12 protein-coding genes are annotated in these 16,635 nt (G+C 62.9%); 5 read left to right on the top strand and 7 right to left on the bottom strand.

The window, feature by feature from the left end; translation table 11 throughout:
- Positions 1 to 43 precede the first annotated feature (43 nt).
- From IE123_RS07250 to IE123_RS07220, 7 genes are all read right to left on the bottom strand, one after another.
- The gene (locus IE123_RS07250) at positions 44 to 1,528 is read right to left on the bottom strand and encodes an aldehyde dehydrogenase family protein (RefSeq protein ID WP_189516615.1); all 1,485 of its coding nucleotides are present in this window, start codon (positions 1,526 to 1,528) and stop codon (positions 44 to 46) included.
- Between the two features lie 138 nt (positions 1,529 to 1,666).
- Positions 1,667 to 3,010, bottom strand: coding sequence for an alginate export family protein (locus IE123_RS07245; protein WP_229819652.1), 1,344 nt, complete (start codon positions 3,008 to 3,010; stop codon positions 1,667 to 1,669).
- Between the two features lie 274 nt (positions 3,011 to 3,284).
- Positions 3,285 to 4,601, bottom strand: a complete 1,317-nt coding sequence (locus IE123_RS07240; protein ID WP_189516613.1) for a TRAP transporter large permease — start codon at positions 4,599 to 4,601, stop codon at positions 3,285 to 3,287.
- Positions 4,601 to 5,104, bottom strand: a complete 504-nt coding sequence (locus IE123_RS07235) for a TRAP transporter small permease (protein WP_189516610.1) — start codon at positions 5,102 to 5,104, stop codon at positions 4,601 to 4,603. The genes IE123_RS07240 and IE123_RS07235 overlap by 1 nt, the downstream gene beginning before the upstream one ends.
- Positions 5,101 to 6,210: a TRAP transporter substrate-binding protein gene (locus IE123_RS07230; RefSeq protein WP_189516608.1), complete on the bottom strand. Its 1,110-nt coding sequence runs from the start codon at positions 6,208 to 6,210 to the stop codon at positions 5,101 to 5,103. Before IE123_RS07230 ends, IE123_RS07235 begins: the two co-directional genes overlap by 4 nt.
- Before the next feature lie 105 nt (positions 6,211 to 6,315).
- A complete protein-coding gene (locus IE123_RS07225; protein WP_189516606.1) occupies positions 6,316 to 9,351 on the bottom strand; it encodes a cytochrome P450 in 3,036 nt (1,011 codons plus the stop codon).
- Between the two features lie 303 nt (positions 9,352 to 9,654).
- Positions 9,655 to 11,532, bottom strand: a complete 1,878-nt coding sequence (locus tag IE123_RS07220; protein WP_189516596.1) for an FAD-binding monooxygenase — start codon at positions 11,530 to 11,532, stop codon at positions 9,655 to 9,657.
- 294 nt (positions 11,533 to 11,826) lie between these two features.
- On the opposite strand from IE123_RS07220, the gene IE123_RS07215 reads away from it, so the two are divergent.
- From IE123_RS07215 to hpaH, 5 genes are read left to right on the top strand one after another with little or no spacing between them, the layout of a single operon-like run.
- Positions 11,827 to 12,306, top strand: a complete 480-nt coding sequence (locus tag IE123_RS07215) for a 5-carboxymethyl-2-hydroxymuconate Delta-isomerase (RefSeq protein ID WP_229819651.1) — start codon at positions 11,827 to 11,829, stop codon at positions 12,304 to 12,306.
- A gap of 28 nt (positions 12,307 to 12,334) precedes the next feature.
- Positions 12,335 to 13,843: a 5-carboxymethyl-2-hydroxymuconate semialdehyde dehydrogenase gene (hpaE, locus tag IE123_RS07210; RefSeq protein ID WP_189516578.1), complete on the top strand. Its 1,509-nt coding sequence runs from the start codon at positions 12,335 to 12,337 to the stop codon at positions 13,841 to 13,843.
- A gap of 59 nt (positions 13,844 to 13,902) precedes the next feature.
- A complete protein-coding gene (gene hpaD / locus IE123_RS07205; protein ID WP_189516576.1) occupies positions 13,903 to 14,883 on the top strand; it encodes a 3,4-dihydroxyphenylacetate 2,3-dioxygenase in 981 nt (326 codons plus the stop codon).
- A 56-nt stretch (positions 14,884 to 14,939) separates the two neighbouring features.
- Positions 14,940 to 15,830: a fumarylacetoacetate hydrolase family protein gene (locus IE123_RS07200; protein ID WP_189516574.1), complete on the top strand. Its 891-nt coding sequence runs from the start codon at positions 14,940 to 14,942 to the stop codon at positions 15,828 to 15,830.
- Positions 15,817 to 16,617 carry a 2-oxo-hept-4-ene-1,7-dioate hydratase gene (gene hpaH, locus IE123_RS07195; protein WP_189516572.1) on the top strand — a complete coding sequence of 267 codons (801 nt, stop codon included), beginning with the start codon at positions 15,817 to 15,819 and terminating at the stop codon, positions 16,615 to 16,617. The genes IE123_RS07200 and hpaH overlap by 14 nt, the downstream gene beginning before the upstream one ends.
- Positions 16,618 to 16,635 lie beyond the last annotated feature (18 nt).

Raw genomic sequence — 16,635 nt, 5'->3', positions numbered from 1 at the left:
GTGACCGGCCGCTCACCCTCGAGCGGCCGGTGCGTGTCATCCATCAGTAGGCGATGCACACCGACTTGAGCTCGGTGTAGGCGTTGACCGCTTCAGGGCCGAACTCCTTGCCAAGCCCGGACATCTTGAGACCGCCAAACGGCATGGCCGGATCAAGCGTTACGTGGGTATTGACCCATACGGTGCCGGCCTCGATACGCGGCGTCAGGGCCATGGCCTTTGACAGATTGTTGGTCCAGAGACTGGCCGCCAGCCCCAGGTCACTGTCATTGACCATGCGCAGCGCTTCTTCCTCGTCATCAAACGGAATGACGGTCAGCACCGGCCCGAAGACCTCTTCGCGCGCAACTTCCATATCGTGATGGGCGCCGCTGATGATGGCCGGCGACACATAGAAGCCTTCCGTGGGCACGTCGTTGCCCACATGAATGGTGGCACCCTGCTCGCGCGCCCGATCGAGATAGCCGCGCACGCTGTCCTGCTGGCGTTTGGAAACCAGCGGATTGACCTGCGCCTGCGGGTCCATGCCGGGGCCGGCCTGCATGGTGTCCACAGCCTGGGCCAGCCGCTCGCAGAAGGCGTCATGAAGGCTGCGATGCACATAAAAGCGCGAGGCTGCCGCGCACACCTGCCCCTGATTGAACAGCCCGCCCATCAGCGCGCCATTGACGGCCTTTTCAACGTCGGCATCTTCCAGCACCAGCATCGGGTTCTTGCCGCCCAGCTCCAGCGAGAAGTGCGCCATGTGCTCCACGGCGGCGTGGCCGACCTGCTTGCCGACCGCGGTGCTGCCGGTGAAGGTGACCTTTTTGACGTCCGGATGCTCGGCCAGACGCGTACCGACCACCGAGCCCGAACCCAGTACCACGTTGAACACGCCCTTCGGCACACCGGCTTCCAGCGCCAGCTCCGCCAGACGCAGCACGCTCAAGGGCGTTTCCGAGGCGGGCTTCAATACCACCGTGCAGCCCGCCGCCAGCGCCGGCACCAGCTTCCACAGCGCAATCATCATCGGGAAGTTCCACGGCACAATGGCCCCTACCACGCCCAGCGGCTGGCGCAGGGTGTAGACATTGAACCTTGCGCCTTCCGGCATGCCGATGGAAACGTCGCGGGTGTTGCCCTCGAGCTTGGTGGTCCAGCCGGCCATGTAGCGGATGAAATCGATTGAAAAGCCCACGTCAACGCCGCGGGCGAGGTTGATCGACTTGCCCTGGTTGAGGGTTTCGATCTGGGCCAACTCTTCGGCGTGCGCCTCGACCAGATCGGCAAAGCGCAGCAGGATGCGCTCGCGTGCGGCCGGCGTCAGTCCGGACCAGCGGCCATCCTCGAAGCTCTCCTTGGTCAGCGCAATCGCCCGGTCGGCCAGGGCGCGATCCCCTTCACGCAGCGTGGTCAGCGCCTGACCGCTGGAAGGGTCCAGCACGTCAAAGGGCTTGCCTTCTTCGAGAAAGGTGCCGTCGATGAACGAGCCGGTGGCCCGCTTGAAGAAATCCTGCACGCCCTGGGCGGTGGTGGTCTGACTCATGACAATCTCCTGCGCATACGCAGATTCAGTGAAAGCGGCGCCAGCGGGGCCGCATGACATGCATGGGCCCAGACTAGGGGGCCAACAGAGGTAGTGCTTGCCCTGCTCTGCCACACACATGACGCTGGCTGCCGAGTGCTAGAAATTGAAGCCGACCATCAGCTGGGTGTAGTAGTTCGTACCGCTGTCGCCGAGCTGTGAACCGCCGCTTTCCACCGACTCATCCGGCTTGTAGCGACCCAGCAGCGGCATCAGCCACCATTGATCGGTGATGTCCCAGTGGGCGTAGATATCGATCTCGTTGCCATCAAGCCTTGGCCCACGGTCGGCATTGATGGTGTCAAAGCGATACGCCATGAGCCCAAGGCTCAGCTGTTCAGCCGGCTTGAGCGTCAGCGTGACCTGGTGAACGCGGGCATTGCTTGCAAAGGGGCCGGCGTAGTTGGCCGCCACCTCGCCCTGGAACCAGGTGCCGAGTGCGCGACCGTTGCCGTAGAACAGCGGGTCATAGCCGTCGGAGAAGCGGCTGAAGCGATAGCTTACGTAGGGTGACCAGGCCAGCTCGTCAAACGTCCAGCCGGCTTCCAGATACCAGGCGTTTTCGCTGTCGTCGTTGCCCTTGTTCTGCCAGGCGTACTGACCGGACAGAAACAGGTTCTCGACCCCGGCATTGCCGTGACCGTAGACGCTATAGACCCTAGTGTTCTCGCGGTCGGGGTAGAGAAACGCGTAATCGCTGTCGGTGTTGAGCACCTTGAGATATGTCGCCCCGAGCGTGTTGTCGCCGTCGACGTGCTCCAGCGTACCCACTGCCATCTCGGGGCGGGCCTGGGCCCGATTGTCGGACTTCAGCCACATCAGATCGCCCCGCCAGCCCTGGTCGCCACCGAGTCGAATCACGGCAGTATTGTCAAAGGACTGCCGTGCGGCCAGATAGTAGGCACCGCCGCGGTCAAGGGCGCCATCCAGCACGCCCTGGCCGAAGTTGAGCGAATCGCCGGAGATCAAAAAGCCGTCACCGGCCTGAATGTACTGACGACCAAAGGAGATATCGATACCATCATGTCCCAGCGCCGGCACCAGATCGCCGGACTTCCAGCCGGCAAACAGATTCTCGATGTGTGTCGTGCGCTCATCGCCGGTGGTAAAGCCGCCCGCATCTCCCTGCCCCCAGGTGGCGCTGGAGGTCCAGGCCACGTTGCCATAGATCGACCCCTGGGTCGGTGACAGCGTGTGGATCGCTTCCAGGCCGTACTTGACGAACCCTTCCTGCCAGTCCCGCCCGCCGGCCTCGGCCGTTTCCGTCTGGGCATAACCCTTCTGGCTGTGAAAGGCGCCAGCCACGCCGTTGACGTTGAGATTGACGGTGGTGTCCGCCGTTTTATAAAGCTCGAGTGCCGAAGCGCTGCCACACATCGACAGCGTCAGGGCAGTGCCGGCGGCCAGCCGCGGCAGGAGGGGGCTGTAGCGTGAGTTGATCATGGGTCAGTCATCCCTTGTTGTTGTGACGCCTGTTGTTGTGACGCCTGTTGTTATGAGGCCTGGTGCTGTGACGCGTGCTGTTGTGATGGCTGGAGCGCCGGACTTCTGATGACAGGCTAGCGAGCAGCCATGTCCTGCTCTTGTCTGGCGCTGACGAAAATTGGCCCCCGGCTGCCGTCAATTGCCTTCGGCATTAAAAAACCGGCGCAGGGCCGGTCGACATGAAGATCAAGGGAAAGGAAGATCAGTGGCGCAGATGTTCGGGGCTGATGGGCTACCCCAGCCACACCAGCGACAGCGCCGGTACAAAAACGATAATGGCGATGCGTACCATGTCGGCACCGAGAAACGGCACGATGCCGCGACTGACCGTGGCCAGCGACGTGTTGTGGCTGTATTTCTGCACGATGAAAAGATTCATTCCCATTGGCGGGGTAATCAGCCCGATCTCCACCACCATCAGCGCCACGATCCCGAACCAGATCGCCTTTTCCGGCCCGGTCAGGCCGAAAAGCTCCAGCTGCATGATGATGGGAAAGAAGATCGGGATGGTCAGCAGAATCATCGACAGCGAATCCATCATGCAGCCCAGCACCAGATAGATCACAAGAATCACCAGCAGCACCGCCAGCGGCGTCAGACCACTGCCCAGTACCCAGTCGGCAAGCGCTGCCGGCATCTGCCCCAGCGCCAGCCCGCTGTTCAAAAGATCGGCACCGATCACCACCAGATAGATCATGGCGCTCGCCTCCGCCGTCCCCACCAGGCTTTTATAGAGCCCGGCCCCGCGCATGCCGCGCCACACGGCATAGACCCCGCAGGCCGCGGCCCCGAGCGAGGCCGCCTCGGTCAGGTTTGCCCAGCCGCCGTAGAGCCCGAAGATCACAGTGACAAAGATCACCAGCACCGGGGCGATCTCGCGCAGACTGGCCCGTCGCTCGGACCACGAATAGCGTGGCGAGGCTTCGATGCTGCTCATGGTGCGCACCGCCAGCAGACGGATCACCGCAAAATAGCCTGCCACCGCCAGCAGCCCCGGCAGCACCGCGGCCAGAAACAGGGTCGCAATCGAGGTCTGCGTCAGTACGGCGTAGACGATCAGGGGTACCGATGGCGGAATCAGGATGCCCAGCGTGCCCGCTGCGGCAATGGTGCCGGTCGCCAGGCGTTTGCTGTAGCGATGGCGCTCGAGTTCGGGCAGCGCCACCTGACTCATGGTGGTGGCGGTGGCCAGCGACGAGCCGCAGATGGCGCCAAAGCCGGCACAGGCACCGGCCGCCGACATCGCAAGTCCGCCCCGCCAGTGGCCGATCCATCTGGCGCTGGCCTGAAAGAGCGTCGAGGAGAGCCCGCCGTGGATCGCGAACTGCCCCATCAGCACGAAGATGGGAATCACGGCCAGGTCATAGCTTGAAAAGCGCGCGTAGACCAGGTTGTTGAGGGTATACAGCAGCGCGTGCATATCGCCGCCATAGACCAGCAGATAACACAGGGCACCGGCCAGCAGCATGCCCACGCCCACATGTAGACGACACCCCAGCAGCACCAGCATGGCCCCAAGGGCCACCGCCCCCATTGCGAGTCCGTCCATTAAAATCCCTCCTCTTCGATCATGGCGGGCACCTCGTCATGGGTGAGTCGATACACGCCCTGATAGAGCGCACAAAGCCCCATCAGGGCGATGCCGGGCAGCATGGCCATCTGAAAGAGCCCCTCGCTCAGACCAAGCTGCACGCTCTGGGCGTCATATGTGAGGCTATCCATCGCCAGCATGGCCGTGCGCCAGGTCAGCAGCGCACAGATCACGGCCAGCGTCAGATGCGAGAGCGACAGCAGGATGCGATTGGCGCCTTGCGGCAGGAAGGTGGCGATAATATCGACGCGGATGTGGCGGTCGTTGATTTCACACAGCGGCAGAAAACAGGCCACCGCCACGGCCATGGTCATCTGCAAAAGCTCCATGTCGCCCGTGATGGGCGTCGTCCAGAGCCGCCGACCCAGCATTGAGGCCAGCGACAGGGCGATGGCCGCCAGCAGCAGAACGCCCCCTATCAGCGCCAGCCCGGCGGCCAGCCGCTGCAGCAGTGTCTTCATGGTGTCGCTCTCCTGGAAATGTTCTGCCCGGCCGGCGCCGACGTCTGATGCAGCGCCGGGGCCATTGACTCGACCATCGCCTCAAGCGAGCGCACCAGCGCCGCGCGATCGACGCCCCGCTCGCGCGAGGCCATCCACGCCTCGGTAACGCCCCTGGAGGCGTCACGCATGGCGCGGTAGGCGTCATCATCAAGGGCAATGACGGTGTGGTCGGGATCACTTTCAAGGCGTTTTCTGACCGGCGCGATGGCATCATCCCAGGCCTTGCCAAAGCGTCGCGACAGGGCCTCGCCGCTGAGGCTGTCCAGCGCCTGACGCGCCTTGTCGGGCAGGCGCGCATAGCTTTCCCTGTTCATCAAAAAGGCAAGCACGGTCACGGTCGGGGTGGCCTGATGCGCGTTCGATTCGGTGTGATAGTGGGTGACCTCATCAAGCTTGGTCGGCGGCACGACCTCCCAGCCGGCCGAGGCACCGTCGATGACGCCCTTGGCGAGCGTGTCAGCAATCTGGGCCGGCGGCATGCTCACTGCCGAGGCGCCCAGCGAATCGATCAGTCGTGCGGCCATGCGCGTCGGGGCACGCAGCTTTAGCCCTGTCATGTCGTCCATGCCGTGAAGGGCGGTATGGCGCGTATGAAACACGGCGCCGCCGTCGCTCTGGATGGCCAGCAGGTGGTAGTCGTCAAAATCCGCCCGCGCCGGCCCCTGACTGAAGGCCCACGCAATGCGGCTGCCTTCCACGCCGCCGGCCGGCAGCATGAAGGGCAGCTCCAGTGCCTCGCTTCTGGGAAAGCGTCCGGCGGAATAGCCAAGCGCCGTCCAGGCAATGTCCACCACGCCGTTGCGCACCATGTCGGGCAGCTGGGAAGGAATGCCGCCAAGCTGCATCGAGGGGTAGATCTGACAGCGAATCTCATGATCGGAGCGCGCCTCAAGCTCGTCACACCAGGGATCGAGCACCCGTCGCTGCACGTTGGCCACTGCCGGCAGAAAATGGGCGATGCGCAGCGTGGTCATCGCCGGCGCAGGCGTACTGATCAAAAAACCGGCCAGGCAGAGCAGTGCTGCCAGTGCCGGTCGATATATCGCAAGGCCCACCCTGTTCATGGTCGTGATCCCGCTGCTGTCCCAAGGAGCGGCCATGTTATTACAATCATTAATACATTAATGATTAGACGTTGTTATAAGGCATTGTCATCACACCATGTCGACTCAGGCCGGCATGGACGCCTCCTCGGCAAGCAGGGCCAGCACGCCTTCCGCCCAGTCCAGCGCGACATCGGAGGCGGCAAGCGAACCGCTGGCGTCGTGACGACCGAACTCGCCGATGCGCGTTGCCCCACAGGCCGTCAGCGCCTCGGTCAGCAGTTCACCGCCGCGAAAAAAGGTTCGCGCATAGCTGCTGTCTCCCAGTCCAAAACTGGCAAAGCGAATGCCGGAGAGATCCGGGGCGTCGTCGCGCAGCGCCTGATAGAAGTCGCGCGCGCTGCCTGGTACTTCACCGTCGCCGTAGGTCGAGCAGACGATGAGATAGAACCGCTCGGGGTCGAGCGCTCCAGGATCAATGCCATCCAGATCCGACACCGCCACCTCACAGCGCCCGTCCAGCGCCTGCTCGAGCTCTTCGGCCACCAGCTCGGCGTTGCCGGACTCGGTGCCAAACAAAATGCTGACCGAAAGATCTTCCGGGATATCGCCGTGCCCTGCGCCGCCGCGGGTTTCGCGCTCGATGTTCAACGAGTTGTCGCGTGCTGATTCAAGCAGGGCCTTGAGCGTGCACAGCTTGGTGCGCACCCGGCCGGAGGCGGCCCTGGTGCACTCCACATGATCAATGCGCCGCCAGCCGTCGATGTCGGTGGCCTCAGGGTGTGGCGCCAGCCCCTGGCGGGTACAGCGCACGTCACCACTGGCGATATCAGCGCCGAGCACGCCGGCCAGGGCCCGCGCATCGGTGCGCTGATCGGGAATCGTGCCGCGGGCGCCGCGGCGCAGCCACCCGGCCAGATAGAGCCCGGCCTCGACCCGTCCGTTCTCGGCAGCATCCGGCAGCTCGGCCAGCGCTCTGGAGATGGCATCGCCCTTATCGGGCACAAAGCCGATGGCGGTAATGACCGAGTCCACCTCGAGCGAGAAGGTCTCGCCGCCGTGACGCAGCACCATGCCTTCGACTCGCCTCTGTCCGTCGATGCGCTCGGGTACCGCCTCGAACCACCACTCGACGGTCATGTGAGCTCTGCCGTCAACCTCGACGCTGCCCGCCCCTGGCAGGGTACGCAGCGCGTCCAGCCGCGCATCCTTGCCTTCCGGCACACGTTCCAGGTCAACGCCGTGGAGGCGGTGTTCGATGTTTGAAAAGCGGCCCAGCTCGCGAATCATTACCGGATCAAAGCGGGCCTTCTCGGCACTCGAGCGCCCGATGACATGAAGCGTGTCGATCTCGCGGGTCAGTGCGCCATGCACGGCATCATCAATGTCGCTGCCCTCGAGATCGCAAGAGCGGATCGACAGCAGCCGCAGTACATCGATGGCCACGTTGCCCTGGCCGACGATCGCCACGCGCCGGCCCAGCGTCGGGGTGTCGGTCTCGTCCGGATGACCATTGAGTCGGCGGGTAATGCCGCCTGCTCCGAACACCCCGGCAAGCCGCTCGCCTGCAATATCGAGTCGGCGATCGGCACACATGCCGCAGGCGAGCACCACGGCGTCGTAGTTCGCGCGCAGTTCCTCAAATGAGACCTGATCGCCGATGGTGGTGTTGCCGACAAAGCGCACGTTTGGCGAATCAAACAGGCGATCGAACTGGCGCGATACGGCCTTGGTGCCCTGGTGATCGCCGGCCACGCCGTAGCGCAAAAGCCCATAGGGCACCGGCAGGCGGTCAACAAGATCGATATGGGCCCCTGGCATGCGGCGCTGAATCTCTTTGGCCGTGAAACAGCCCGCCGGCCCCGAACCCACGATGGCCACATGCGGGGCGGCCTCGCGCTCGGACGCGGCGGCCGGGTTGCTGACGGGGACGGAGGTCGCACTGCCCTCAAGCGGGCGGACATCACGCCAGGTGACCGGCAGCGACAGCATGCCGCGAAATACCCAGCCGCCGACGGTGGGTGTTTGATCGGGATGGATCTCGAGCCCCTCGAGATGATTGAACAAAAGCGGCATCGCCACGTCGGCGACTTCCGCCCGTGCCGCCCGCGCGCCCAGACACACATGGGTGCCCTTGCTGAAGGCCAGGTGCGGCTTGACCTCCCGGTGAATGTCAAACTCGTCCGGTCGCTCCCAGATCGACTCGTCGCGGTTGGCCGAGAGAATGCAGATGCCCAGCCGCGCACCCCTTGGCAGCTCAACGCCGGCCAGCACGGTCTTTTTGGTCGTCTGGCGCGAGTAGAGCCCGATCGGCGCAATCCAGCGAATGGTTTCATCAAACACCGTCGACCACAGGCTCGGGTCGCGCTCGACCGCCCGACGCTGGTCGGGGTGGGTCAGCATCGCCCAGGCGGCCACACCGAGCGCGTCGCGGGGCTCGTTGAGACCGCCGCCGATGCTCATCTTGATGTTGGCGCGAATCTTTTCGATCGGCATCTGCTCCTCGGGCGAGGAGAGCAGCGACGAGATCAGGGAGTGGTCACGATGATGCAGATGCCACTCGAGCATCTCGTCCAGGGCGACATCCACCTCATCAAACGAGCGCTTGCCGGCCGCCCACACTGCCGGGTCTTCAGCATAGTTGCCGGTGGCATCGATCAGCGTCTGCGACCAGCGCTGCAGATCCTGGGCCGAGGCGTTGTAGAGCCCGAGCAGCGATTTGAGACACTCCGCGGCGAAAGGCGCCGAAAAGTCCCAGATCAGATCCGCCCCCGGGCCCTTGTCGATGAGAAAGGCCAGCTGCTCGCGGCCCTTTTCATGGAAGGTCCGGGTCCAGACATTTTTCACCGCGTTGGGCTTGAACACGCTCTGCCACTGGCGCCGTTCGCGGTAGTGCTCCGGGTCGTCGCGACGCAGCATCGAATGCCCCATGGCGCGAATCTGAAGCGAATCCGTTTCGTTGGCCGAGAAGGTGTCCTGATCGTGCTCGGTGGCAATCACCGCATCATAGCTGGTGATCAGGTAACGATTGACGCTGGGCACCCAGTGGACGCCACCCTCGCGACGAAGGCGCTGATAGATCGGGTACGGGTCTTCGTACAGCGTTTTGATATCGACCCAGTCCGCCACCGGAGCGGAGCGGGCGTTCAGCGGCTTGTTCATGCAACCTCCACGAGGCAATGGCAAAAGGGTATGCGCTTCGTAGGTGCCAGCGCCTGAAATACTCGCGGGTCCACTCATGCGGCGGCAGAGGGACTTCAGCGCCTCCACCAATCGATCATGGCCCAGGCTATCGTTTCATTAACAAGTGAACAATTCGACCTTGTATATATGGGTTCCTGAACAGCTCGGGATTGCATTTTTCATGACCAGGCAGGCGCCACGAGAGTGTGTCACCGGCCTGAACCTTTCAGGAGATTTCACCCCATTGCAGGGCGCTGTCATGACAAAACGGCATGCCGGGTCTCAGGCCTGAAGACGCCGGAAGAAGTCTCCCAGCCGACCGGTATCCTCAAGTGGCAGCACATCGGCCACGTACTGGTCGGGACGCACCACCACCACCGCGCCGTGACGGTCGATGCCGCGGACAACAAAAATGTCCTCATCGGGCGCCACGCCAAACACGTTTTCGAGATCCTGCAGTGCAAACGGCCCCACCGTCGGGATAAACACACGCGGCACCTGCATGATTGCCACGTCCTCATGGCGCTGCTGGTAGATCACCCTGATATCGAACCAGTCGACCCATGCACCGCCCGGTAGCGTGGCATTAAGCGGAGAGTCGCTGGAGCGCGCCAGCCACTCGGCCAGCCGCTGTGTCGCCGACGACTCGCCGGCAAAGGCGGCATCGGCAAACACATAAAGACGCCACCGCCCGTCAGCGCGGGCCTGATGGCCGAGCTGCAGCGGGTTACCGTCACACACCCGCGAGACCCACGCCGACTTGAAGCGCTTGCCGACCGGGAAGCCGGTGGCCAGTGCCTGATGCGCGGCGTCGTTGGTAATCATGGAAGGGGCGTATTCGGTCATGAAGCCCGCCGGAAACTCGATGGTGCGGGTATAGAACGCCTCCAGCTCGCCCGGGTCCTCGAACTCTTCCGGTCGTTTGGCCATCATCGTCGACCACTGTTTATCGAAATCGATCAGGTTTCGGGCCACCACCTGGCGCTCGGCGGAATAGGTCGACAGCAGACTCGCCGGACTGCGACCGGAGAGCACGTAGCCGAGCTTCCAGCCCAGATTGAAGCCGTCCTGCATCGACACGTTCATGCCCTGGCCGGCCTTGGCACTATGGGTATGGCAGGCATCCCCGGTAATGAATACCCGCGGCAGACGCCCGGAGTCCGGGTCCTCGACATCATCGAAACGGTCGGTGAGCCGGTGGCCCACCTCATAGACGCTGTGCCAGGCGACGTTTTTAACGTCGAGGGTGTAGGGCGACAGGATCTCGTTGGCCTTTTTGATGATCGCCTCGATGGGCGTATGACGCACGGCGCTGCTGCCGTCGGCCGGCACCTCGCCCAGATCAACATACATGCGAAACAGATGCCCGCCCTCGCGCGGGATCAGCAGAATGCTGCCGCCCGAGCGGGACTGAATGGCGCATTTGGTGCGAATGTCGGGAAAATCGGTGACGGCCAGCACGTCCATCACACCCCAGGCGTGGTTGGCCTGATCGCCGGCCAGTCTGCAGCCGATGGCGCTGCGCACGCCGCTGCGCGCGCCGTCACAGCCGACCACATAGCGGGCACGCACGGTGCGCTCGGTGCCTTCTTCAGGACCGGCGACCGCGCGAAGCGACACGCTGAGGGGGAAGGGCTGCGTATCGTCTCTCTCGAGCCCCTTAAACTCATGGCCGAAGTCGGGCTTGATGCGCGCCGGGCCGTTGAGTGCTGATTCCGCCAGATAGTCGAGCACCCGGGCCTGGTTGACGATCAGGTGAGGAAACTCGCTGATGCCGGCCGGATCATCCGGGGTGCGGGCGGTGCGGATGATGTGCTCGGGCCGGTTCGGGTCCGGCTTCCAGAACGCCATCTCGGTGATGCGATAGGCCTCGGCGGTGATGCGATCGGCAAAACCGAAGGCCTGAAAGGTTTCAACGCTGCGCGCCTGAATGCCGTCAGCGTGGCCGATCTCGAGCCGACCGGCCCGACGCTCGATGATGCGGGTACGGATATGAGGGAACTGCGCAAGCTGGGCCGCCATGATCATGCCGGCAGGCCCGGTACCCACGATCAGGACATCGACCTCATCGGGCAGTACATCACACCGGTCGAGCCCTTCGCCCGAAGCCGGTTGCCGACGCGGGTCGCCTGACACATAGCCGTAATGATGAAACTGCATGGTGCTGTCCTCGTAATGGTCACATTGCCGCTGCAGGGCGGGCATGCGTCTTATGCTGGGCAAGGCCCCAGGCATTGAGGATGTGTTTTACGCTTGCTCGATTGTACTTTTCATGAATACGCCCCCTACCTTCGTCGCGCTGCCCACCACTGACGCTGCCAACTCATTAATCTGTGAACAATATGTTGGGTATCGGGTATTTCGGGGTCACGTCCGGCTCTGATCGGATGCCGCCATCGAGAAGCCTTCGACCAAGATAGCGCTTGACACATGGCGCCTGTCCGTGTCGTTAATATGTTAATGATTAGAGCCGATGACACGCCTGATCGAAACAAGGGCGCCGTGTCCGGCATCACCTTTAATCCGGTGTCTTCAAGGGAGAGCCAGATGCCCCATCTGCATATCGAGTATTCACCCACCCTCGAGCGGCATGTGGATGTGCGCGACGTCTGCCGGGCGGCCTGGGAGGTCATGGCAACAGACGATCTCTTTCCGCGCGCCGGTATTCGCGTGCGGGCCTTTGCCGCCGATCACTGCATCGTGGCCGATGACCACCCCGACAACGATTTTCTGGCCATGACGCTGAGCGTTGGCAGCGGCCGTGAGCAAAGCGCTCTGAAGGCGGCCGGCGATCGTCTGTTTGCCGCCGTGCAGGCAGCGCTGGCCGAAGTGCTGGCCGCCCCGCACTTCGCGCTATCGCTGGAAATTCGAGAAATCAATGCCGAGCTGAGCTGGAAGGACACCCCGATCCACGCCCGGCTGTCCCGAAAGTGAGTCCCAAGCCATCTCTGGAGGATGTCTGATGAGTCAGTTGAACGACAACATCGCCCGCGCGCAGCAATACCTGAAGCGCTTTCGTGACCAGGGCGTTTTGAACCATATCAATGGCGAGTCGGTGCCCGCCGACTCCGGCAAGACCTTCGACACCATTTCGCCGGTGGATCTCTCAACGCTGGCCAGCGTCGCCCACGGCGGTAAAAGCGATATCGACCGCGCCGTACAGGCCGCCGAAAAAGCGTTCAAGACCTGGAGCAAAACACCGGGCAAGGAGCGCCGCGAGATTCTGATCAGAGTGGCCGAGGCCATCGAAGCCCGCGCCGAAGAGATCGCCTTTACCGAGTGCATGGATACGGGTCAGTCACTGCGTTTCATGTCGAAGGCGGCCATTCGCGGCGCGGCCAATTTCCGCTTCTTTGCCGACCGGGCGCCGCAGGCCGAAGACGGTCAGGCGCTGCGCAACGACACGCAGATGAACGTGACGTCCAAGCGCCCGCTGGGCCCGATTGGCGTCATCACGCCGTGGAACACGCCGTTCATGCTCTCGACCTGGAAGATCGCGCCTGCCCTGGCTTCGGGCTGCACCGTGGTCCACAAGCCGGCCGAATTCTCGCCGATGACCGCCAAGCTGCTGGTCGAAATCGCCGAGGAAGCCGGACTGCCGAAAGGCGTTTTGAACCTGGTCAACGGCATGGGTGAAGATGCCGGCAAGGCGCTGACCGAACACCCGGGCATCAAGGCGATCGCCTTTGTCGGCGAAAGCCGTACCGGCCAGCTGATCATGGCCCAGGCCGCGCCGACGCTGAAGCGCTTTCACTTTGAGCTCGGCGGCAAGAACCCGGTTATCGTGTTCGAAGACGCCGATCTCGAGCGCGCCGTCAATGCTGCCAGCTTCATGATTTACTCACTCAACGGCGAGCGCTGCACCTCGTCCTCGCGCCTTCTGGTGCACGAAAACATCTATGAGGAATTCACCCGCCGCGTGGCGGAGGTCGCCAATGGCATAAAGGTCGGTCATCCACTTGACCCGGACACCGTGGTCGGCCCGCTGATCCACCCGGAGCACGAACAAAAGGTGCTGTCGTACTTCGACAAGGCGCGTGAAGAGGGGGCCACTATCGCCGCCGGTGGCGAAAAGGCCGCCGAAGAAGGCTGCTTCGTGCGCCCGACGCTGTTCACCAACGCCACGAACGACATGACGATCGCCCAGGAAGAGATCTTCGGACCGGTACTGACCGCCATTCCGTTCAAGGACGACGAGGAAGCGCTGCGACTGGCCAATGACACCCAGTACGGCCTGGCCGCCTATCTGTGGACCAACGACCTTGACCGCGCCATGCGCATGACCGATGAGCTGGAAGCGGGGATGATCTGGGTCAACTCCGAGAACGTGCGTCACCTGGAATCGCCCTTTGGCGGCGTGAAGGCGTCCGGCATCGGCCGCGACGGCGGTGACTGGTCGTTCGACTTCTACATGGAAACCGTCAACGTCGCCTTCCCGCGCAAGCCGCACAAGGTGCCGAAACTCGGTTGATATCGCTACCCGCAGGGGGCCGGAAGCGCCTCCTGCCCGGAATCTCATGGAGACAAGTCATGCCCATTCCAACGCCCAACCTTTATCCAGCGTTCAACATCATTCGCCTGAGCCATGTGGTGTTCGGCGTCACTGATCTGGCCAAAAGCCGCCACTTTTACGTCGACACGCTCGGTCTGCAGGTCACCGATGAAGACGACAAGCGCATCTATCTGCGCGCGATGGAAGAGCGCGGCCACCACTGCATCGTGCTGGAAAAAAGCGACACCGCCACCGTCAAGTCGCTATCGCTCAAGGTGTTCGACGAGCAGGAGCTCGACAAGGCGCACGACTGGTTCAAGGAGCACGGTCATCCGGTCGAGTGGGTCGAGCGTCCCTATCAGGGTCGCACGCTGCGTACCACCGACTGCTTTGACGTGCCTCTTGAGCTTTATTTCAAAATGGACCGGCTCTCTCCGATCCATCAGCAGTACGCCCTCTACAAGGGCGTCAAGCCGCTGCGCATCGACCATTTCAACCTGTTCTCGCCCAGCGTGGACAAGTCGGTCGATTTCTACAATCAGCTCGGCTTTCGCGTCACCGAATACACCGAGGACGAGGAAAGCGGCAAGCTGTGGGCGGCATGGACCCATCGCAAGGGCGGCGTGCATGACATGGCATTCACCAACGGCCGCGGTCCGCGCCTGCACCACACGGCGTTCTGGGTGCCGACACCGCTGAACATCATTGATCTGTGCGATCTGATGGCCACCACCGGCTATGTCAGTAACATCGAGCGCGGCCCGGGCCGTCACGGCATCTCCAATGCCTTCTTCCTCTATGTGCTCGATCCGGACGGCCATCGCATCGAGATCTACTGCTCGGACTACCAGACCGTTGATCCGGATCTGGAAGCGATCAAGTGGGACCTGAAGGATCCGCAGCGCCAGACCCTGTGGGGTGCCCCGGCGCCACGCTCCTGGTTCGAACACGGTTCGCTTTTTGAAAATCTGGAGCCCGTGGACTCCCAGCTCAACGCCACGCCCATCATCGCGCCCTGAACCGTACTGTCTGAGCATCCGGCCCGGCCAATGCCGGGCCCTGCAGGAGAAACGTCATGACCACAGCACTGCCTCCCCGTCTCGCCGCCTTTCACGCTGAAGGCACTGACCGCTACGGCGTCGTGACCGATGAAGGCATCATCGACCTGAGCCAGGAATTCGGCGCGCGTTTCAAGGGGCTCAAGGAAGTGATCGAGGCCGGCGCCATCGATGAGCTGCTGACCACCGCCAAAGACCGCAGCCCGAGCTACCGTGAGGAAGACGTCACCTGGCTGATCCCGATCGCCAACCCGGAAAAGCTGATCTGCGTCGGCGTCAACTTCCCCTCGCGCAACGAAGAGTACAAGGACGGCCAGGCCGCCCCGAGCAAACCGTCGCTGTTTATCCGCTTCCCGCGCAGCTTTGTCGGCCATAACGAAAATCTTGTGCGACCCCCGGAGAGTGAACAGCTCGACTACGAAGGCGAAGTCACCATCGTGATCGGCAAGGGCGGTCGCCGCATTTCGCGCGAAAAGGCCTATGAGCACATTGCCGCACTGACGCTGTGCAACGAAGGCACCATTCGCGACTGGGTCCGCCACGCCAAGTTCAACGTCACGCAAGGCAAGAACTTCGATGCCACCGGCGCCATCGGCCCGTGGCTGGTGCCGTTCAAAAGTGCCGACCAGCTTGATGACATCGAGCTGACCACCCGCGTCAACGGCGAAGTTCGCCAGAACGATCGCACCTCGCGGATGATGTTCGACTTCCGCTACATCGTGAATTACGTCTCGACCTTCACCACCCTGGTGCCGGGCGATGTGATTGTCTGCGGTACGCCCACCGGCGCCGGCGCCCGGTTTGATCCGCCGATCTGGCTCAAGCCGGGTGATGTAATCGAGGTCGAGGCCGACGGCATCGGCACGCTGACCAACGGTGTGGAGGATGAGCAGCATGCCACTGACTGACGATCAGATTGCCGCCGCCGCCGATGCCCTGCTTGAGGCCGAGAAAAGTCGCCAGCAGATCGGACTGCTGTCAAAAACATATCCGGACATGACCCTGGATGATGCCTACGCCATCCAGACCGCCCAGATGGCGCGCAAAACGCATGAGCACGAGATCATCGGCTGGAAGATCGGTCTGACCTCGCGCGTCATGCAGGACGCGCTCGGCATCGACACGCCCGACAGCGGCGTGCTCTATGACTACATGCGCTTTGAGTCCGGCGCCGTGATTTCGAAGGATCATTTCATCCAGCCGCGCATCGAGGCCGAGATCGCCTTTGTCATGAAGGCGCCGCTGGAAGGCGAGGTCACACGCGAGGACGTGCTGGCTGCCACCGATTTTGTGGCGCCGGCCATCGAGATTCTCGATACCCGCATCGTCAGAAAGGATCCCGAGACCGGTCAGACGCGGGTGATCTTTGACACCGTCTCCGACAACGCCGCCAACGCCGGCATCGTGCTGGGCGCCGAGCGCCACGACCCGCGTACGCTGGATCTGCGCTGGGTCGGCTCGATCGTCAAGCGCAATGGGGACGTCATGGCCACGGGCCTGGGGGCCGGCGTGCTGGATGATCCGGTCACCGGCATCGTATGGCTGGCGCGTCGCATGGCGACCTACGGGCAGCGCATCGAGGCCGGCCAGGTCATCCTGTCGGGCTCGTTCATCGGCCCGATCGAATGCCCCTCCGGCAGCAACATCGAAGCCGACTACGGCCCGTTCGGCGTCGTGTCGCTGGCATTTGAATAAGCGGCTGACGTTTGACCC

Origin of the sequence: Kushneria pakistanensis, from assembly GCF_014652795.1 — a bacterium.
Taxonomy (GTDB): domain Bacteria; phylum Pseudomonadota; class Gammaproteobacteria; order Pseudomonadales; family Halomonadaceae; genus Kushneria; species Kushneria pakistanensis.
The sequence above is the reverse complement of the archived record's forward strand: the minus strand, read 5'-3'. Positions and strand labels throughout refer to the sequence as shown.

Excerpts from the sequence above, each read along its gene's own strand:
- IE123_RS07250 (WP_189516615.1), bottom strand. The coding sequence starts at position 1,528 with ATGAGTCAGACCACCACCGCCCAGGGCGTGCAGGATTTCTTCAAGCGG.
- IE123_RS07245 (WP_229819652.1), bottom strand. The coding sequence starts at position 3,010 with ATGATCAACTCACGCTACAGCCCCCTCCTGCCGCGGCTGGCCGCCGGC.
- IE123_RS07240 (WP_189516613.1), bottom strand. The coding sequence starts at position 4,601 with ATGGACGGACTCGCAATGGGGGCGGTGGCCCTTGGGGCCATGCTGGTG.
- IE123_RS07235 (WP_189516610.1), bottom strand. The coding sequence starts at position 5,104 with ATGAAGACACTGCTGCAGCGGCTGGCCGCCGGGCTGGCGCTGATAGGG.
- IE123_RS07230 (WP_189516608.1), bottom strand. The coding sequence starts at position 6,210 with ATGAACAGGGTGGGCCTTGCGATATATCGACCGGCACTGGCAGCACTG.
- IE123_RS07225 (WP_189516606.1), bottom strand. The coding sequence starts at position 9,351 with ATGAACAAGCCGCTGAACGCCCGCTCCGCTCCGGTGGCGGACTGGGTC.
- IE123_RS07220 (WP_189516596.1), bottom strand. The coding sequence starts at position 11,532 with ATGCAGTTTCATCATTACGGCTATGTGTCAGGCGACCCGCGTCGGCAA.
- IE123_RS07215 (WP_229819651.1), top strand. The coding sequence starts at position 11,827 with ATGTTAATGATTAGAGCCGATGACACGCCTGATCGAAACAAGGGCGCC.
- hpaE (WP_189516578.1), top strand. The coding sequence starts at position 12,335 with ATGAGTCAGTTGAACGACAACATCGCCCGCGCGCAGCAATACCTGAAG.
- hpaD (WP_189516576.1), top strand. The coding sequence starts at position 13,903 with ATGCCCATTCCAACGCCCAACCTTTATCCAGCGTTCAACATCATTCGC.
- IE123_RS07200 (WP_189516574.1), top strand. The coding sequence starts at position 14,940 with ATGACCACAGCACTGCCTCCCCGTCTCGCCGCCTTTCACGCTGAAGGC.
- hpaH (WP_189516572.1), top strand. The coding sequence starts at position 15,817 with ATGCCACTGACTGACGATCAGATTGCCGCCGCCGCCGATGCCCTGCTT.